Below are 16,822 nucleotides of genomic sequence, written 5' to 3' on the forward strand. Positions count from 1 at the left end.
GGGGACACCGTTTCCGGTGTCCCCCTTGTGGGCTGCTAGTCGCGGGCCGCGATCAGATGCGCGGCGTGTTCCTGGAGCGAGCGGACGCCCACGTCGCCGTGGCCCAGCGCCTCGATGCCCTGGACGGCGGCGGCGAGCGCCTGGACCGTGGTGAGGCAGGGGACGCCGCGCGAGACCGCCGCCGTACGGATCTCGTAGCCGTCGAGGCGGCCGCCGGTGCCGTACGGGGTGTTGACGATGAGGTCGACCTGGCCGTCGTGGATCAGCTGGACGATGGTCTTCTCGCCGCCGGGGCCCTCGCCCTCGCTGAGCTTGCGCACGACGGTGGCGTTGATGCCGTTGCGCTTGAGGACCTCGGCGGTGCCGGAGGTGGCGAGCAGTTCGAAGCCGTGGGCGACGAGCTCGCGGGCCGGGAAGATCATCGAGCGCTTGTCGCGGTTGGCGACGGAGATGAACGCGCGGCCCTTGGTGGGCAGCGGGCCGTAGGCGCCGGCCTGCGACTTGGCGTACGCCGTGCCGAAGACCGAGTCGATGCCCATGACCTCGCCGGTGGAGCGCATCTCCGGGCCGAGGACGGTGTCGACGCCGCGGCCGTGGATGTCGCGGAAGCGCGACCACGGCATGACGGCCTCCTTGACGGAGATCGGCGCGTCCAGCGGCAGGGTGCCGCCGTCGCCGTTCTTCGGCAGCAGGCCCTCGGCGCGCAGCTCGGCGATGGTGGCGCCCAGCGAGATGCGGGCGGCGGCCTTCGCGAGCGGCACCGCGGTCGCCTTCGAGGTGAAGGGGACGGTGCGCGAGGCGCGCGGGTTGGCCTCGAGGACGTAGAGGATGTCCCCGGCCATCGCGAACTGGATGTTGATCAGGCCGCGCACGCCGACGCCCTTGGCGATGGCCTCGGTGGAGGCGCGCAGCCGCTTGACGTCGAAGCCGCCGAGGGTGATCGGGGGCAGGGCGCAGGCGGAGTCGCCGGAGTGGATGCCGGCCTCCTCGATGTGCTCCATGACGCCGCCGAGGTAGAGCTCCTCGCCGTCGTAGAGCGCGTCGACGTCGATCTCGATGGCGTCGTCGAGGAAGCGGTCGACGAGGACCGGGCGGGTCGGGGAGATCTCGGTGGACTCGGCGATGTACGCCTCCAGGCGCGTCTCGTCGTAGACGATCTCCATGCCGCGGCCGCCGAGCACGTACGAGGGGCGTACGAGGACGGGGTAGCCGATCTCGTCGGCGATCTTCTTGGCGCCCTCGAAGGTGGTGGCGGTGCCGTGCTTGGGGGCGGGCAGGCCCGCCTCCTCCAGGACGCGGCCGAAGGCGCCGCGGTCCTCGGCGGCGTGGATGGCCTCCGGGGAGGTGCCGACGACCGGCACGCCGTTGTCCTTGAGCGCCTGGGCGAGGCCGAGCGGGGTCTGGCCGCCGAGCTGGACGACGACGCCCGCGATGGGGCCGGCGAGCGACTCGGCGTGGACGATCTCCAGGACGTCCTCGAGCGTCAGCGGCTCGAAGTACAGGCGGTCGGAGGTGTCGTAGTCCGTGGAGACGGTCTCCGGGTTGCAGTTGACCATCACGGTCTCGTAGCCGGCGTCGCTGAGGGCGAAGGAGGCGTGGACGCAGGAGTAGTCGAACTCGATGCCCTGGCCGATGCGGTTCGGGCCGGAGCCCAGGATGATCACCGCGGGCTTCTCGCGCGGCGCGATCTCGGTCTCCTCGTCGTAGGACGAGTAGAAGTACGGGGTCTTGGCGGCGAACTCGGCGGCGCAGGTGTCGACCGTCTTGTAGACCGGGCGGACGCCGAGGGCGTGCCGGACCTCACGGACGACGTCCTCGCGCAGGCCGCGGATCTCGGCGATCTGGGCGTCGGAGAAGCCGTGGCGCTTGGCCTCGGCGAGCAGCTCGGGGTCGAGCTTCTCGGCCAGCGCGAGCTCGTCGGCGATCTCCTTGATGAGGAAGAGCTGGTCGACGAACCAGGGGTCGATCTTGGTGGCCTCGAAGACCTCCTCGGGCGTGGCGCCCGCGCGGATGGCCTGCATGACCGTGTTGATCCGGCCGTCGGTGGGGCGGACCGCCTCGCGCAGCAGCTCGGCCTTGTCGCCGGGCTCGCCGGTGAAGGCGAACTGCGAGCCCTTCTTCTCCAGGGAGCGCAGGGCCTTCTGGAGCGCCTCGGTGAAGTTGCGGCCGATCGCCATGGCCTCGCCGACCGACTTCATGGTGGTGGTGAGGGTGGAGTCGGCGGAGGGGAACTTCTCGAAGGCGAAGCGGGGCGCCTTGACGACGACGTAGTCGAGGGTCGGCTCGAAGGAGGCCGGGGTCTTCTCGGTGATGTCGTTGGGGATCTCGTCCAGCGTGTAGCCGACGGCCAGCTTGGCGGCGATCTTGGCGATCGGGAAGCCGGTGGCCTTGGAGGCGAGCGCGGAGGAGCGGGAGACGCGCGGGTTCATCTCGATGACGATGATCCGGCCGTCGGCGGGGTTGACCGCGAACTGGATGTTGCAGCCGCCGGTGTCGACGCCGACCTCGCGGATGATCGCGATGCCGATGTCGCGCAGCCGCTGGTACTCGCGGTCGGTGAGGGTCATCGAGGGCGCGACGGTGATGGAGTCACCGGTGTGGACGCCCATCGGGTCGAAGTTCTCGATGGAGCAGACGACCACGACGTTGTCGGCCTTGTCGCGCATCAGCTCCAGCTCGTACTCCTTCCAGCCGAGGATGGACTCCTCCAGGAGCACCTCGGTGGTCGGGGAGAGCGTGAGGCCCTGGCCGGCGATGCGGCGCAGCTCCTCCTCGTCGTGGGCGAAGCCGGAGCCGGCGCCGCCCATGGTGAAGGAGGGGCGGACGACGACGGGGTAGCCGCCGAGGGTCTCGACGCCCTTGAGGACGTCGTCCATGGAGTGGCAGATGACCGAGCGGGCGGACTCGCCGTAACCGATCTTGGCCTTGACGGCCTCGACGACGCCCTTGAAGAGGTCGCGGTCCTCGCCCTTGTGGATGGCCTCGACGTTGGCGCCGATGAGCTCGACGCCGTACTTCTCCAGGACACCCTGCTCGTGCATGGAGATCGCGGTGTTGAGCGCGGTCTGGCCGCCGAGGGTGGGCAGCAGGGCGTCGGGGCGCTCCTTGGCGATGATCTTCTCGACGAACTCGGGGGTGATCGGCTCGACGTAGGTGGCGTCGGCGATCTCCGGGTCGGTCATGATCGTGGCCGGGTTGGAGTTGACCAGGATGACGCGCAGGCCCTCGGACTTGAGGACCCGGCATGCCTGGGTGCCGGAGTAGTCGAACTCGGCGGCCTGGCCGATGACGATCGGGCCGGAGCCGATGACCAGGACGGACTGGATATCGGTGCGCTTAGGCACGCTCGGCCTCCATCAGAGAAACGAAGCGGTCGAAGAGGTACGCGGCGTCGTGCGGGCCGGCGGCCGCCTCGGGGTGGTACTGGACGGAGAAGGCGGGCTGGTCGAGCAGCTGGAGGCCTTCCACCACGTTGTCGTTCAGGCACACGTGGGAGACCTCGGCACGCCCGTAGGGGGTGTCGGAGACCTTGTCGAGGGGCGCGTCGACGGCGAAGCCGTGGTTGTGCGCGGTGACCTCGACCTTGCCGGTGGTGCGGTCCTGGACGGGCTGGTTGATGCCGCGGTGGCCGTACTTCAGCTTGTACGTGCCGAAGCCGAGGGCGCGGCCGAGGATCTGGTTGCCGAAGCAGATGCCGAAGAGCGGGGTCTTGCGCTCCAGGACGGCGCGCATGACGGCGACGGGGCCGTCGGCGGTGGCGGGGTCGCCCGGGCCGTTGGAGAAGAACACGCCGTCGGGGTTCACCGCGAAGACGTCCTCGGCGGTGGCGGTGGCGGGCAGCACGTGGACCTCGATGCCGCGCTCGGCCATCCGGTGCGGGGTCATGCCCTTGATGCCGAGGTCGACGGCGGCGACGGTGAACTTCTTCTCGCCGATCGCGGGGACGACGTAGGCCTCCTTGGTGGCGACCTCGGCGGAGAGGTCCGCGCCCGTCATCTCGGGCTGCCGGCGGACCTCGGCGAGCATGGTGCCCTCGTCGGGGAGCGCGGTGCCGGAGAAGATGCCGACGCGCATGGCGCCGCTCTCGCGCAGGTGGCGGGTGAGGGCGCGGGTGTCGACGCCCTGGATGCCGACGACGCCCTGGGCGCGCAGCTCCTCGTCGAGGGAGCGGCGGGCGCGCCAGTTGGAGGAGACGCGGGCGGGGTCGCGGACGACGTAGCCGGCCACCCAGATGCGGGCGGACTCGGGGTCCTCGTCGTTGACGCCGGTGTTGCCGACGTGCGGGGCGGTCATCACCACGACCTGGCGGTGGTACGACGGGTCGGTGAGGGTCTCCTGGTAGCCGGTCATGCCGGTGGAGAACACGGCCTCGCCGAAGGTCTCCCCCACGGCCCCGTAGGCGCGTCCGCGGAAGATGCGGCCGTCCTCCAGGACGAGTACGGCGGGAACCTTGGCGGTTCCCCTTGTGGAGGTCGTCATCGTGCGGTGCCTTCCGTCGTGCTTGCGGGGGTGTTCGGGCTCAGGGAGTTGATGGCCTCGACCCAGGCGGCGTGCTCGGCCGCGTGGTCGGCGCGGAAGCCGGAGTCGAGCAGCGTGTCGCCGTGGGCCCAGGTGACGACCAGCAGGCCGCCCTCGGTGAGGACCTTTCCGGCGATGCCCTTGTCGAGGCGGGCCTCGCGCAGGGCGTGGGCCGGGATGTGGAAGTCGTCCGCCCCGGGGCGTACGACGCTGATCCCGGCGTCCGTGAGGGTGAGCTCGGCGCGGCTGCGGACGCCCAGGCCGTGGGCGACGATCCGGTCGAGCCACTGACCGGCGGTGGTGGAGCCGTGGTAGCGGCCGTGCAGCGTGAGGCGCGCCTCGCCGGGCTCCTCGGGTGCGGTGGGCAGGGGCGGCAGGTCGGACTGGAGGCTGCCCCGCCACTTCCATCCCTGGCGCATCAGCCAGTAGACGAAGGCGATGAAGAGCAGCAGTCCGGCGACCCAGCCGAGCCGTCCGGCCCAGTCGGTGACCTCGGCCGATTTCTGTTCGGCTTCTGCGGCCAGGTGGATGAGTGGTGTCACGCCAGCTTCCCGTCGACGAGCGTTGCCCGGCCCCGCAGGAACGTGTGGGTGACGCGTCCCGGAAGCTCGCGGCCCTCGTAGGGGGTGTTGCGGCTGCGGGAGGCGAAGTCGGCGGGGTTCACCACACCACGGTATGCCGGATCGACGAGGGTCAGGTTGGCGGGCTCACCAGCCGAGACGGGGCGTCCGTGACCCTTGGCCGCGCCGATCCGGGCCGGCTTGACGGACATCCGGTCGGCGACGCCGGCCCAGTCGAGCAGGCCGGTCTCCACCATCGTCTGCTGGACGACGGACAGGGCGGTCTCCAGGCCGACCATGCCCATGGCGGCGGCGGCCCACTCGCAGTCCTTGTCCTCGTGGGGGTGCGGGGCGTGGTCGGTGGCCACGATGTCGATGGTGCCGTCGGCCAGGGCCTCGCGCAGGGCCGTCACGTCGCGCTCGGTGCGCAGCGGCGGGTTGACCTTGTAAACCGGGTTGTAGCTGCGGACCATCTCGTCGGTGAGGAGGAGGTGGTGCGGGGTGACCTCGGCGGTGACGTCGATGCCGCGGGACTTGGCCCAGCGGACGATCTCGACGGAGCCGGCGGTGGAGAGGTGGCAGATGTGGACGCGGGAGCCGACGTGCTCGGCGAGGAGGACGTCGCGGGCGATGATCGACTCCTCGGCGACGGCGGGCCAGCCGCCGAGGCCGAGCTCGGCGGAGACGACGCCCTCGTTCATCTGGGCGCCCTCGGTGAGGCGGGGCTCCTGGGCGTGCTGGGCGACGACGCCGCCGAAGGCCTTCACGTACTCCAGGGCGCGGCGCATGATCACCGCGTCGTCGACGCACTTGCCGTCGTCGGAGAAGACGGTGACGCCGGCGGCGGAGTCGTGCATGGCGCCGAGCTCGGCGAGCTTCTTGCCCTCCAGGCCGACGGTGACGGCGCCGATGGGCTGCACGTCGCAGTAGCCGGCCTCCTTGCCGAGCCGGTAGACCTGCTCGACGACGCCGGCGGTGTCGGCGACGGGGAAGGTGTTGGCCATGGCGAAGACGGCCGTGTAGCCGCCGGAGGCGGCGGCGCGGGTGCCGGTGAGGACGGTCTCGGAGTCCTCGCGGCCGGGCTCGCGCAGGTGGGTGTGCAGGTCGACCAGGCCGGGCAGGAGGATCTGCCCCTCGGCCTCGATCACCTGGGCGTCCTCGGCCACCAGGCCCTTGCCGGTCTCGGCGATGATCTCGCCGTCGATCAGGACGTCCTGGGCCTCGCCGCCGAGCACCTTCGCACCACGGATCAGGATCTTGCTCATGCGGTTCAGTTCTCCTCGGTACGGGCGTGGGTGGCGGCGGGCTCGGAGCCGCCGAGCAGCAGGTAGAGGACGGCCATGCGGATGGAGACGCCGTTGGCGACCTGCTCGACGACCGTGCAGCGGTCGGAGTCGGCGACCTCGGCGGTGATCTCCATGCCGCGGACCATGGGCCCGGGGTGCATGACGATGGCGTGCTCGGGCATCTTCGCCATCCGGAGGCCGTCGAGCCCGTAGCGGCGCGAGTACTCGCGCTCGGTCGGGAAGAAGGCCGCGTTCATCCGCTCGCGCTGCACACGCAGCATCATCACCGCGTCGGACTTCGGCAGCACGTTGTCGAGGTCGTAGGAGACCTCGCAGGGCCAGTGCTCGACGCCGACGGGGACGAGGGTGGGCGGGGCCACCAGGGTGACCTCGGCGCCGAGGGTGTGCAGCAGGTCGACGTTGGAGCGGGCGACCCGGCTGTGCAGGATGTCGCCGACGAGGGTGATGCGCTTTCCGGACAGGTCCTGGCCGAGGCCGGCGTCGCGGCCGACGAGGCGGCGGCGCATGGTGAAGGCGTCCAGGAGGGCCTGGGTGGGGTGCTGGTGGGTGCCGTCGCCGGCGTTGATGACGGGGGCGTCGATCCAGCCGGAGGTGGCCAGGCGGTAGGGGGCGCCGGAGGCGCTGTGGCGGATGACGACGGCGTCGACGCCCATGGCCTCCAGGGTCTGGGCGGTGTCCTTGAGGGACTCGCCCTTGGAGACGCTGGAGCCCTTGGCGGCGAAGTTGATGACGTCGGCGGACAGGCGCTTCTCGGCCGCCTCGAAGGAGATCCGGGTGCGGGTCGAGTCCTCGAAGAAGAGGTTGCAGATCGTGCGCCCGCGCAGGGTCGGGAGCTTCTTGATGGGCCGGTCGGCCACCCGGGCCATCTCCTCGGCGGTGTCGAGGATGAGGACGGCGTCGTCGCGGGTGAGGTCGGCGGCCGAGATGAGGTGACGCATCATCGGGGTTTCTCTCCGTGGTGGGGAGGAGGTGGGCATGCGGGTGCGCAGGGCTGTGCCCCGGACCCGTCGTGGGCCGGTCCGGATCAGGAGGCGGGCTTGCTGCCGAGCAGGACGGTGTCGCGACCGTCCTCCTCGGCGAGCTGGACCTTGACCGTCTCCCGCAGCGACGTGGGGAGGTTCTTGCCGACGTAGTCGGCGCGGATCGGGAGTTCGCGGTGGCCGCGGTCGACGAGGACCGCGAGCTGGACGGCACGGGGGCGGCCGATGTCGCCGAGGGCGTCGAGGGCGGCGCGGATGGTGCGGCCGGAGAAGAGGACGTCGTCAACGAGGACGACGAGACGGCCGTCGATGCCGTCCCCGGGGATGTCGGTGCGGCCGATGGCGCGCGCCGGCTTCATCCGCAGGTCGTCCCGGTACATGGTGATGTCGAGGGAGCCGACCGGGACCGTGGTGCCGGTGATCGATTCGAGCTTCTCGGCCAGCCGGCGGGCGAGGTAGACGCCGCGGGTGGGAATGCCGAGGAGGACCACGTCGTCGGCGCCCTTGGCGCGCTCGACGATCTCGTGGGCGATGCGGGTCAGGACCCGCGCGATGTCCGGGGCCTCGAGAACGGGCCGGGCGGCATCGGTCTGCTGCTGTGCGTCCATGTGGAAACGGACCTCCTTCTCCGCCTCACGGGACGGCTCTTAAAGGACGTCGGAATTGCGCCGTCCACCTTACCAGGGGCGGAGGGGTGCCCCGCTCACCACCCGGGCGCCACTCCGGGCGCCGTCCCTCGCGAGGGGGCGGTATGGACCATTCGGCTTGACGGGAGAGTGTCACGCTGCGTAACCTCACAGTGAGTTACCAGCCGCGCGGCGCAGCCGCATGTCGTCACAGCGTCCGGGAGCGTTATGTCCAGCGAATACGCAAAGCAGCTCGGGGCCAAACTCCGTGCGATCCGCACCCAGCAGGGCCTGTCCCTCCACGGTGTGGAGGAGAAGTCCCAGGGCCGCTGGAAGGCGGTCGTGGTCGGTTCGTACGAGCGTGGCGACCGCGCGGTGACCGTGCAGCGCCTGGCCGAGCTCGCGGACTTCTACGGTGTGCCGGTGCAGGAGCTGCTGCCGGGCACCACGCCGGGCGGGGCCGCCGAGCCGCCGCCGAAGCTGGTCCTGGACCTGGAGCGCCTGGCCCACGTCCCCGCCGAGAAGGCCGGCCCGCTCCAGCGCTACGCGGCGACGATCCAGTCGCAGCGCGGCGACTACAACGGCAAGGTGCTGTCGATCCGCCAGGACGACCTGCGCACCCTCGCCGTCATCTACGACCAGTCCCCCTCGGTCCTCACCGAGCAGCTGATCAGCTGGGGCGTGCTGGACGCGGACGCGCGCCGCGCCGTCGCCCACGAGGAGAGCTGACCTTCGTTTCCGACCCCTTGCCGGGTCACAGCAGAAACGTGCCGCCGGGGCCGTGGGAGTCGATCGCCGACTCCCACGGCCCCGGCGCTTTCCGTCTCCCGGGCCGCCCCCGTCACCCGTTCGGCGGTACGCGGGTCCGATGATCCGACGGCACGCCGAAGGGGCCCGCAGCACGGCGTGTGCTGCGGGCCCCTTCGACTGCCGGGGAGGGGAGGGACTAGGCGTCCGCGTCCCGGCGCAGGCGCGGCTTCAGGTCCTTGAAGCGGGCGAGCAGACCGTTGACGAAGCTCGGCGACTCGTCCGTGGAGAACTCCTTGGCGAGCTGCACGGCCTCGTCGATCGCCACCGCGTCCGGGGTGCCGTCGTCCCAGATCAGCTCGTACGCGGCGAGGCGCACGATGTTCCGGTCCGCGACGGGCATCCGGTCGAGGTCCCAGTCCACCGCGTAGGTCGCGATGAGCTCGTCGATCCGGGCGATGTGCTGGGCGTAGCCCTCGACCAGCTGCATGGTGAACTCGTTCACCGGCGGCTGGCGGTCGTCGGCCCGGTGGTGCCGGACCTGGTCCGCGAGGACTTCCTGCACCGAGGCACCACGCTGGTCGGCCTCGAACAGGATCTGGAAGGCCCGCCTGCGGGCCTTGCTCCGGGCGGCCACGGTTAGCTGTTCACCCGGCCGAGGTAGTCGCTGGTGCGGGTGTCGACCTTGATCTTCTCACCGGTGGTGATGAAGAGCGGGACCTGGATCTGGTGGCCGGTCTCCAGGGTGGCGGGCTTGGTGCCACCGGTGGAGCGGTCGCCCTGGACGCCCGGCTCGGTCTCGGCGATGGTCAGCTCGACGGCGGCCGGGAGCTCGACGTAGAGCACCTCGCCCTCGTGCTGCGCGACCTGGGCGGTGAAGCCCTCGACGAGGAAGTTGGCGGCGTCGCCGACGGCCTTGCGGTCGACCATCAGCTGGTCGTAGGTCTCCATGTCCATGAAGACGAAGTACTCGCCGTCCATGTAGGAGAACTGCATCTCGCGGCGGTCGATGGTGGCCGTGTCGACCTTCACGCCCGCGTTGAAGGTCTTGTCGACGACCTTGCCGGACAGGACGTTCTTGAGCTTGGTGCGCACGAAGGCCGGGCCCTTGCCGGGCTTGACGTGCTGGAACTCGACGACGGACCAGAGCTGGCCGCCTTCGAGCTTGAGCACCATGCCGTTCTTGAGGTCGTTCGTGGAAGCCACGGTTGCGGAATCTCCTGGACTGACGTGGACCCCGGAGACGTACGCGCCCTACAGCGCGAGCAGCTCCTTGGTCGTGATGGTGAGTAGCTCGGGTCCGCCGTCCGCCTCCTGGCGCACGACGAGCGTGTCATCGATCCGGACCCCGCCCCGGCCCGGGAGGTGGACCCCCGGTTCGACGGTGACCGGCACACAAGCGTCCAGTTTACCCATGGCCGCGGGTGCGAGCTGCGGGTCCTCGTCGATTTCCAGGCCCACGCCGTGCCCCGTGAGGGCGGTGGCGGCGTCGCCGTGGCCCGCCGCGGTGAGAATCTGCCGGGCCGCGCGGTCCACGTCCCGGTACGCGGCGCCGGGGACCAGGGCCTCGCGTCCGGCGCGCTGAGCGGCGAAGACGAGGTCGTAGAGCTCGATCTGCCAGTCCGCGGGGGTGGTGCCGATGACGAAGGTGCGGCCGATCTCGCAGCGGTAGCCGCGGTAGTTGGCGCCGAGGCAGACGGTGAGGAAATCGCCCTCCTCGACCCGCCGGTCGGTCGGCCTGTGCCCGGCCCGGCCCGAGTGCGGCCCGGTGGCCACGGAGGTGGGGAAGGCGGGCCCGTCGGCGCCGTGGTCGACGAGCCGGCGCTCCAGCTCCAGCGCGAGGTGCCGCTCGGTCCTGCCGACCAGGATCGACTCCAGGAGCTCGCCGAGGGCCTGGTCGGCGATCTCGGCGGCGATCCGCAGGCAGGCGATCTCGTCCTCGTCCTTGACGATCCTGAGCTGTTCGACGGCCGAGGACAGGTCGGCCAGGCGCAGCCCCGGCGCGACGGAGCCCATGGCCCGGTGACGGGCCACGGTCAGGTGGTGCTCCTCGACGGACAGGGCGTCGGCCCCCGCCTTGCGGGCGAAGTCGACGGCGGCGACGGCCGGGTCACCGCCGTCGCTGGGCAGGACGACCTGGCGCAGGAGCTCGTCGAGCCGCCCGTCGGCCGGGTCTCCGCCCGGGGCGGTCGGGCAGAGCAGCACGTCCTCGTCGGGGCCGACCAGCAGCACGGCGCCGGCGGGCGAACCGCCCGAGAGATAGCGGACATTGGCGGGGCGGGTGACCAGGGCCGCCGCGCTGCCGGCGGCCGCGCACCGGTCGCGCAGCCGCATCCGGCGGTCCGCATACAGCTCTGACATGCTCCGAGCCTACGAGCGCCCGGCCGGCCCGGCCTGTTGTGCGCGGCCGACCGGGCAGCGGGGGGCGTGGGCGGCGGCGAAGCGGGAGCCGGGGGGCGTGGGCGGCGGCCAAGCGGGAGCCGGGGGCCATGGACGGCGGCCGGTTGCCCGAGCGTTTGGACCGGCGGCCCACTGCGGGAGCCCCGGGTCCTGGTCCGGCAGCCGGTTGCGGGAGCTCGGGGCCCCGCACCGGTGGTCCGTCGAGGGCCGGGAGCTCAGGTCTGCGGCTGGCCGGATATCGCGCGGGCGAGGACCTCGTCCAGGACGCGGGCCGTGGTCTCCACGTCGTACGTCGAGTTGTCGATGATCGGGAGGCCGGAACCGTACCAGCCGGCCATCCGGCCGTGGATCGCGGCGACCTCCTCGTCGGCGAGGCGGCGGTTGCCGCTGCGTTCGGCGTTGCGTTCCAGGACGACGTCGAGGCCGGGCAGCAGGACGACGGGGAGCAGGCCGGGGCCCACGTGGCGCTTCCAGCCACCGAGGCCGACGACGGGCCAGTCGGGGAAGACGGCGTCGTCGAGGATGCAGGAGATGCCGTTGGCGAGGAAGTTGCGGGCGGCGAAGCCGCAGGTGCGGCGGGCCAGGCGGTACTGGGCCTCGGAGTTCTCGTTCCAGCCGGACTGGGGGTCGGCGAAGCCGGAGCAGACCCACTCGCGCACGTCGTCGAGGCTGATGTGGGCCGTCGGGACGCTCCGGCGGCCGGCCCAGTGGCGGGCGACGGTGGTCTTGCCCGCTCCGGCCGGGCCGATGAGCAGCACGGCGATGGTGGCGGTGCCGGTGCCGGTCACCGGGGGCGGCATCGCGATGTGCCCGGTGGCCCGCGGCCCGGCCGGGGCGACCGGCGGGGCGTTCCAGCCGGGGGCGGGCGGCCCGGGCGGCGGCGGGCTCTGCGGCGTGGGCGGTGCCGGGTAGGGGTGGTGCGGGGGCGCCGGCGGGACGGGCGGAGGTCCGCCCTGGGCCCGGGCGCCGAGGGCGCCGGGCGCCCACTGGGTGTGGCCGGCGGGTCCGTGCGGTGGCAACGGAGCCCCCATCCCGTGCTGCATCCGGTGCCCACTCCGTCCCTGCGCCGATGATTCCGTCGTTGCCGGAACGTTACCGCCCCCGGCTTCCCCAGGGGAAACGGCCGGGGGCGGATCGACGTGCCCGGATCAGGAATCCGGCTTCAGGAATCCGGCTTCAGGAGTCGGGCTTCAGGAGTCGGGCTTCAGGAGTCGGGCTTCAGGGATCCCGCTTCAGGAGTCGAGCTCCTCGGCGAGCGCGCGCAGGGCGAGCCGGTAGGAGCCGATGCCGAAGCCGGCGACGGTCCCGGTGGCCACGGCGGCGACCACCGAGGTGTGCCGGAACTCCTCGCGGGTGTACGGGTTGGAGATGTGCACCTCGATCAGCGGCGCGGTGCGCTGGGCGGCCGCGTCGCGCATCCCGTACGAGTAGTGCGTGAAGGCGCCGGGGTTGAGGACGACCGGGACGGACCCGTCGGCGGCCTCGTGCAGCCAGCGGATCATCTCGCCCTCGTCGTTGGTCTCCCGCACCTCGACGTCGAAGCCGAGCTCCTCGCCGAGGGCGCGGCAGGACTCCACGAGCCCCTTGTAGGAGGTGGCTCCGTAGATGTCGGGCTCGCGCGAGCCCAGGCGGCCGAGGTTCGGGCCGTTCAGCACGAGGACGCGGCGCGGCTCGCTCACGCGGACACCTCGCCGTACGCGGCGATCAGGACGGCCGGGTCCGGGCCCTCCAGGACGGCCGGCTTGGCGAGCCCGTCGAGGACGATGAAGCGCAGCAGGTCGCCACGGGACTTCTTGTCGACCTTCATCGTCTCCAGGAGCTTCGGCCACTGGTCGCCGCGGTAGGTCAGCGGCAGACCGACCGACTCCAGGACCGCGCGGTGGCGGTCGGCGGTGGCGTCGTCGAGGCGGCCGGCGAGCCGGCCGAGCTCGGCGGCGAAGACCATGCCGACGGAGACGGCGGCACCGTGGCGCCACTTGTACCGCTCGTTCTTCTCGATGGCGTGGGCGAGGGTGTGGCCGTAGTTGAGGATCTCGCGGCGGCCGGCCTCCTTGAGGTCGCCGGAGACGACCTCGGCCTTGACCCGGATCGACCGCTCGATGAGCTCGGCGGTGTGCGGTCCGGCCGGGGTGCGGGCGGCCTGCGGGTCGGCCTCGATCAGGTCGAGGATGACCGGGTCGGCGATGAAACCGGCCTTGATGATCTCGGCGAGGCCGCTCACGTAGTCGTTGACCGGCAGCGAGTCGAGCGCGGCGAGGTCGCACAGCACCCCGGCGGGCGGGTGGAAGGCGCCCACGAGGTTCTTGCCCTCGGCGGTGTTGATGCCGGTCTTGCCGCCGACGGCGGCGTCGACCATCGCGAGGACGGTGGTGGGCACCGCGATCCAGCGCACGCCCCGCAGCCAGGTCGCGGCGACGAAGCCGGCCAGGTCGGTGGTGGCGCCGCCGCCGACACCGACGATGAGGTCGCTGCGGGTGAAGCCGGTCTGGCCGAGCGCCTTCCAGCAGTAGGCGGCGACCTCGGCGGTCTTGGCCTCCTCGGCGTTGGGCACCTGGATGGCGACGGCCTCGTAGCCCTGCTCGGCGAGGTCGGCGCGCAGCGCCTCGCCGGTCTCGGCCAGTGCCTCGGGGTGGATCACCGCGATCCGCCTGACCGAGGGGCCGATCAGTCCGGGGAGCTCGCCGAGCAGCTGCCGGCCGACCAGTACCTCGTACGGGTCGGTGCCCGCGGAGCCGCCGACCTGGATACGGGTCACTTCCTGGTCCGTCATACGTCCTTCAACTCCAGTGCGTCGAGGATCGCGTCGGCGACCTCTTCGGGGGTGCGCTCGTCGGTGGCGACGACGGCGCGGGCGACTTCTTCGTACAGATGGCGGCGCGCGTCCATCAGCTCGCGCCACTGGCGGCGCGGGTTGACGGCGAGCAGCGGCCGGGCGGCGCCGAGGCCGACGCGGCGGACGGCGGCCTCGACGTCCATGGAGAGGTACGCGACGGGCAGCCCGCGCAGCAGGGCGCGGGTGCCCTCGTCGAGCACCGCGCCGCCGCCGAGCGCGAGGACGCCCTCGTGCTCGGTGACGGCCTTGCGCACGGCCTCGCGTTCGAGGGCGCGGAAGTGGTCCTCGCCGTCCTCGACGAAGATGTCGGCGATCTCGCGTCCCTCGGCGGCGACGATGTCGGCGTCGGTGTCCCGGTAGGCGGCTCCGAGCCGTTCGGCGAGGAGCGCGCCCACGGTGGACTTGCCGGAGCCCATCGGGCCGACGAGGACGACCAGCGGGCCGCCGGTCACCGGATGTGGAGGTTGTCGAGGTAGGAGCGGACGTTGCGGCGGGTCTCGGGGACCGAGTCGCCGCCGAACTTCTCCAGGACGGCGTCGGCAAGGACCAGGGCGACCATCGCCTCGGCGACGATGCCGGCGGCCGGGACGGCGCAGACGTCGGAGCGCTGGTGGTGGGCCGCGGCGGCCTCGCCGGTGGCCACGTCGACGGTCGCGAGGGCGCGCGGGACGGTGGCGATCGGCTTCATGGCGGCGCGGACGCGCAGCAGCTCGCCGGTGGTCAGACCGCCCTCGGTGCCGCCGGAGCGGCCGGAGGTGCGCTTGATGCCGTCGTCGGTCTTCACGATCTCGTCGTGGGCCTTCGAGCCGGGTACGCGGGCGAGCTCGAAGCCGTCGCCGACCTCGACGCCCTTGATGGCCTGGATGCCCATGAGGGCGGCGGCGAGCCGGGCGTCGAGACGGCGGTCCCAGTGGACGTGGGAGCCGAGGCCGACGGGGACGCCGTAGGCGAGGACCTCGACGACGCCGCCGAGGGTGTCGCCGTCCTTGTGGGCCTGGTCGATCTCGGCGACCATCGCCTTCGACGCGTCGGCGTCGAGGCAGCGGACCGGGTCGGCGTCGAGCTTGTCGACGTCGGCGGGGGTCGGGTAGACGCCGTACGGGGCCTTGGCGGCGGCGAGCTCGACCACGTGGGAGACGATCTCGATGCCGGCCGCCTCCTTGAGGAAGGAGCGGGCCACGGCGCCGAGGGCGACGCGGGCGGCGGTCTCACGGGCGCTGGCGCGCTCCAGGATCGGCCGGGCCTCGTCGAAGCCGTACTTCTGCATGCCGGCCAGGTCGGCGTGGCCGGGCCGGGGGCGGGTCAGCGGCGCGTTGCGCGCGGAGCCGGCCAGCTCGTCCGGGTCGACCGGGTCGGCCGACATGACCTTCTCCCACTTGGGCCACTCGGTGTTGCCGACCATGACGGCGATCGGCGAGCCGAGGGAGAGGCCGTGGCGGACGCCGCCGAGGAACGTGATCTCGTCCTGCTCGAACTTCATGCGGGCACCGCGTCCATAGCCGAGGCGCCGCCGCGCGAGATGGTCCGCCACCAGCTCCGTGGTGACCGGAACGCCGGCCGGAAGTCCCTCAAGGGTTGCAACCAGCGCGGGTCCGTGGGACTCCCCCGCCGTCAGCCAACGCAACCTGCTCAACGATGCTCCTCATGCTCGCGCCTGGGCACTGCGACGGCGCGACCTGGGTGCGCGGCCCTGGTCCGCCACCCCCGATCCTCCCACGTCCGGGCGGTCGACCGATCGCCGGTCCACGGGTCGGGACACAAGTCTCACGTATCGGGTGTCGTTTCCGCCGTGCCGGGCGGAGTGACACCGCGTTCGCGCCACCAGTCGCGCACCCGTGTCCCGATGACGTAGAGGACGAAGGCGCCCCCCAGAACGAGTACCGGATATCGGATCCAATCCGGCAGCGCCATGAAGGCGATCCTGATCAGTCCCCACACCAGATGCGCGAGATCGAATCCAATATCCCATTTCGACGCGAGCAGCACGTCGCCCCCCCGACTCACGATTTCTCTCCTGTGCTCAGCGCTCGGCGAGCGCCTTCTCCCCCGCCGCCCGCATGGCCGCCAACGGGCCGGGAGTACGGCCGGTCATCTGCTCGACCTGGAGCACCGCCTGGTGGACCAGGAGGTCGAGCCCCCCGACGACCTTCCCGCCCCGCGCCGACCAGGCCGCGGCGAGCCGGGTGGGCCAGGGGTCGTAGAGGACGTCGAACAGGGTGCCGGGCGTGTCGGGCACGGACGCGGCGAGCGCGTCCGTGGTCCCCGCCGGAGTGGTGGCGATCACCAGCGGCGCGGCGAGGGCCTCGGCGGCGGCGTCCCAGGACGCGGTGCGCACATCGACGCCGAGCCGCTCGCCCCAGCCGTGCATCTCCCGCGCGCGGGCCTCGCTGCGGACGTAGGCGGTGACGGGCCCCGAGCAGATCCGAGCCAGCGCGGCCAGCGCCGAGGAGGCGGTGGCGCCGGCGCCGAGGACGGCCGCGGTGTCCACCTTCTCGACGCCCCGCTCGCGCAGAGCGGCGACCATGCCGGGGATGTCGGTGTTGTCGCCGATCCGGCGTCCGTCCTCGGTGAGGACGACCGTGTTGACGGCCTCGACCGAGGCCGCGGTGCCGGTGACCTCGTCGAGCAGCGGGATGATCGCCCGCTTGAGCGGCATGGTCAGCGACAGCCCGGCCCAGGACTCGTCCAGCTCGCCCACGAAGCCGGGCAGTGCGGCCTCGTCGACCTCGAAGCGGCCGTACGACCAGTCGTCGAGGCCGAGCTCGCGGTACGCGGCCCGGTGCAGGACCGGCGAGAGGGAGTGGGCGATGGGCGAACCGAGGACGGCCGCCCGCCGGGTGGGACTCATCGT

At 72.0% G+C, this 16,822-nt stretch carries 17 protein-coding genes; 1 reads left to right on the forward strand and 16 read right to left on the reverse strand.

Features of this window, described 5'->3' with window-relative positions:
- Positions 1 to 35 precede the first annotated feature (35 nt).
- From carB to pyrR, 6 genes are all read right to left on the reverse strand, one after another.
- On the reverse strand, positions 36 to 3,344 hold the full coding sequence (gene carB / locus ABTZ91_RS13920; protein ID WP_352077367.1) for a carbamoyl-phosphate synthase large subunit: 3,309 nt from the start codon (positions 3,342 to 3,344) through the stop codon (positions 36 to 38).
- A complete protein-coding gene (gene carA, locus ABTZ91_RS13925) occupies positions 3,337 to 4,479 on the reverse strand; it encodes a glutamine-hydrolyzing carbamoyl-phosphate synthase small subunit (RefSeq protein WP_352077368.1) in 1,143 nt (380 codons plus the stop codon). The genes carB and carA overlap by 8 nt, the downstream gene beginning before the upstream one ends.
- Positions 4,476 to 5,060, reverse strand: a complete 585-nt coding sequence (locus ABTZ91_RS13930) for a hypothetical protein (protein WP_352077369.1) — start codon at positions 5,058 to 5,060, stop codon at positions 4,476 to 4,478. The genes carA and ABTZ91_RS13930 overlap by 4 nt, the downstream gene beginning before the upstream one ends.
- The gene (locus ABTZ91_RS13935) at positions 5,057 to 6,343 is read right to left on the reverse strand and encodes a dihydroorotase (protein WP_352077370.1); all 1,287 of its coding nucleotides are present in this window, start codon (positions 6,341 to 6,343) and stop codon (positions 5,057 to 5,059) included. The genes ABTZ91_RS13930 and ABTZ91_RS13935 overlap by 4 nt, the downstream gene beginning before the upstream one ends.
- A gap of 5 nt (positions 6,344 to 6,348) precedes the next feature.
- Entirely contained in the window at positions 6,349 to 7,326 is a 978-nt protein-coding gene (locus tag ABTZ91_RS13940; protein WP_352077371.1) for an aspartate carbamoyltransferase catalytic subunit, read from the reverse strand.
- Positions 7,327 to 7,409: 83 nt separating this feature from the next.
- On the reverse strand, positions 7,410 to 7,973 hold the full coding sequence (pyrR, locus tag ABTZ91_RS13945) for a bifunctional pyr operon transcriptional regulator/uracil phosphoribosyltransferase PyrR (RefSeq protein WP_352077372.1): 564 nt from the start codon (positions 7,971 to 7,973) through the stop codon (positions 7,410 to 7,412).
- A 246-nt stretch (positions 7,974 to 8,219) separates the two neighbouring features.
- Between pyrR and bldD the strand changes: the two genes are divergently transcribed.
- Entirely contained in the window at positions 8,220 to 8,720 is a 501-nt protein-coding gene (bldD, locus tag ABTZ91_RS13950) for a transcriptional regulator BldD (RefSeq protein ID WP_030607052.1), read from the forward strand.
- A gap of 217 nt (positions 8,721 to 8,937) precedes the next feature.
- Here bldD and nusB read toward each other — a convergent pair whose 3' ends face one another.
- The 10 genes from nusB to ABTZ91_RS14000 form a co-directional block, all read right to left on the reverse strand.
- Positions 8,938 to 9,375 (reverse strand): transcription antitermination factor NusB, encoded by a 438-nt coding sequence (gene nusB, locus ABTZ91_RS13955; RefSeq protein WP_352077373.1) that lies wholly within the window; start codon positions 9,373 to 9,375, stop codon positions 8,938 to 8,940.
- A gap of 2 nt (positions 9,376 to 9,377) precedes the next feature.
- Entirely contained in the window at positions 9,378 to 9,944 is a 567-nt protein-coding gene (gene efp / locus ABTZ91_RS13960; RefSeq protein ID WP_352077374.1) for an elongation factor P, read from the reverse strand.
- A 48-nt stretch (positions 9,945 to 9,992) separates the two neighbouring features.
- Complete coding sequence (locus ABTZ91_RS13965; protein WP_352077375.1) at positions 9,993 to 11,099, reverse strand: aminopeptidase P family protein; 1,107 nt, start codon at positions 11,097 to 11,099, stop codon at positions 9,993 to 9,995.
- A 254-nt stretch (positions 11,100 to 11,353) separates the two neighbouring features.
- A complete protein-coding gene (locus tag ABTZ91_RS13970; RefSeq protein ID WP_352077376.1) occupies positions 11,354 to 12,181 on the reverse strand; it encodes an AAA family ATPase in 828 nt (275 codons plus the stop codon).
- A 189-nt stretch (positions 12,182 to 12,370) separates the two neighbouring features.
- Positions 12,371 to 12,817: a type II 3-dehydroquinate dehydratase gene (gene aroQ / locus ABTZ91_RS13975; RefSeq protein WP_352077377.1), complete on the reverse strand. Its 447-nt coding sequence runs from the start codon at positions 12,815 to 12,817 to the stop codon at positions 12,371 to 12,373.
- Positions 12,814 to 13,908, reverse strand: coding sequence for a 3-dehydroquinate synthase (gene aroB / locus ABTZ91_RS13980; RefSeq protein ID WP_352077378.1), 1,095 nt, complete (start codon positions 13,906 to 13,908; stop codon positions 12,814 to 12,816). Before aroB ends, aroQ begins: the two co-directional genes overlap by 4 nt.
- Positions 13,905 to 14,423: a shikimate kinase gene (locus ABTZ91_RS13985; protein WP_352077379.1), complete on the reverse strand. Its 519-nt coding sequence runs from the start codon at positions 14,421 to 14,423 to the stop codon at positions 13,905 to 13,907. The genes aroB and ABTZ91_RS13985 overlap by 4 nt, the downstream gene beginning before the upstream one ends.
- Entirely contained in the window at positions 14,420 to 15,604 is a 1,185-nt protein-coding gene (aroC, locus tag ABTZ91_RS13990) for a chorismate synthase (protein WP_352077380.1), read from the reverse strand. The genes ABTZ91_RS13985 and aroC overlap by 4 nt, the downstream gene beginning before the upstream one ends.
- A 131-nt stretch (positions 15,605 to 15,735) precedes the next feature.
- Entirely contained in the window at positions 15,736 to 15,957 is a 222-nt protein-coding gene (locus ABTZ91_RS13995; protein ID WP_352077381.1) for a hypothetical protein, read from the reverse strand.
- A 34-nt stretch (positions 15,958 to 15,991) separates the two neighbouring features.
- Positions 15,992 to 16,819, reverse strand: coding sequence for a shikimate dehydrogenase (locus ABTZ91_RS14000; RefSeq protein WP_352077382.1), 828 nt, complete (start codon positions 16,817 to 16,819; stop codon positions 15,992 to 15,994).
- Positions 16,820 to 16,822: the final 3 nt, after the last annotated feature.

The organism is Streptomyces sp. NPDC126499 (assembly GCF_040302485.1).
In the GTDB taxonomy this organism is placed as follows: domain Bacteria; phylum Actinomycetota; class Actinomycetes; order Streptomycetales; family Streptomycetaceae; genus Streptomyces.

Excerpts from the sequence above, each read along its gene's own strand:
- carA (WP_352077368.1), bottom strand. The coding sequence starts at position 4,479 with ATGACGACCTCCACAAGGGGAACCGCCAAGGTTCCCGCCGTACTCGTC.
- pyrR (WP_352077372.1), bottom strand. The coding sequence starts at position 7,973 with ATGGACGCACAGCAGCAGACCGATGCCGCCCGGCCCGTTCTCGAGGCC.
- ABTZ91_RS14000 (WP_352077382.1), bottom strand. The coding sequence starts at position 16,819 with ATGAGTCCCACCCGGCGGGCGGCCGTCCTCGGTTCGCCCATCGCCCAC.
- ABTZ91_RS13940 (WP_352077371.1), bottom strand. The coding sequence starts at position 7,326 with ATGATGCGTCACCTCATCTCGGCCGCCGACCTCACCCGCGACGACGCC.
- bldD (WP_030607052.1), top strand. The coding sequence starts at position 8,220 with ATGTCCAGCGAATACGCAAAGCAGCTCGGGGCCAAACTCCGTGCGATC.
- ABTZ91_RS13965 (WP_352077375.1), bottom strand. The coding sequence starts at position 11,099 with ATGTCAGAGCTGTATGCGGACCGCCGGATGCGGCTGCGCGACCGGTGC.
- ABTZ91_RS13970 (WP_352077376.1), bottom strand. The coding sequence starts at position 12,181 with ATGCAGCACGGGATGGGGGCTCCGTTGCCACCGCACGGACCCGCCGGC.
- ABTZ91_RS13935 (WP_352077370.1), bottom strand. The coding sequence starts at position 6,343 with ATGAGCAAGATCCTGATCCGTGGTGCGAAGGTGCTCGGCGGCGAGGCC.
- aroB (WP_352077378.1), bottom strand. The coding sequence starts at position 13,908 with ATGACGGACCAGGAAGTGACCCGTATCCAGGTCGGCGGCTCCGCGGGC.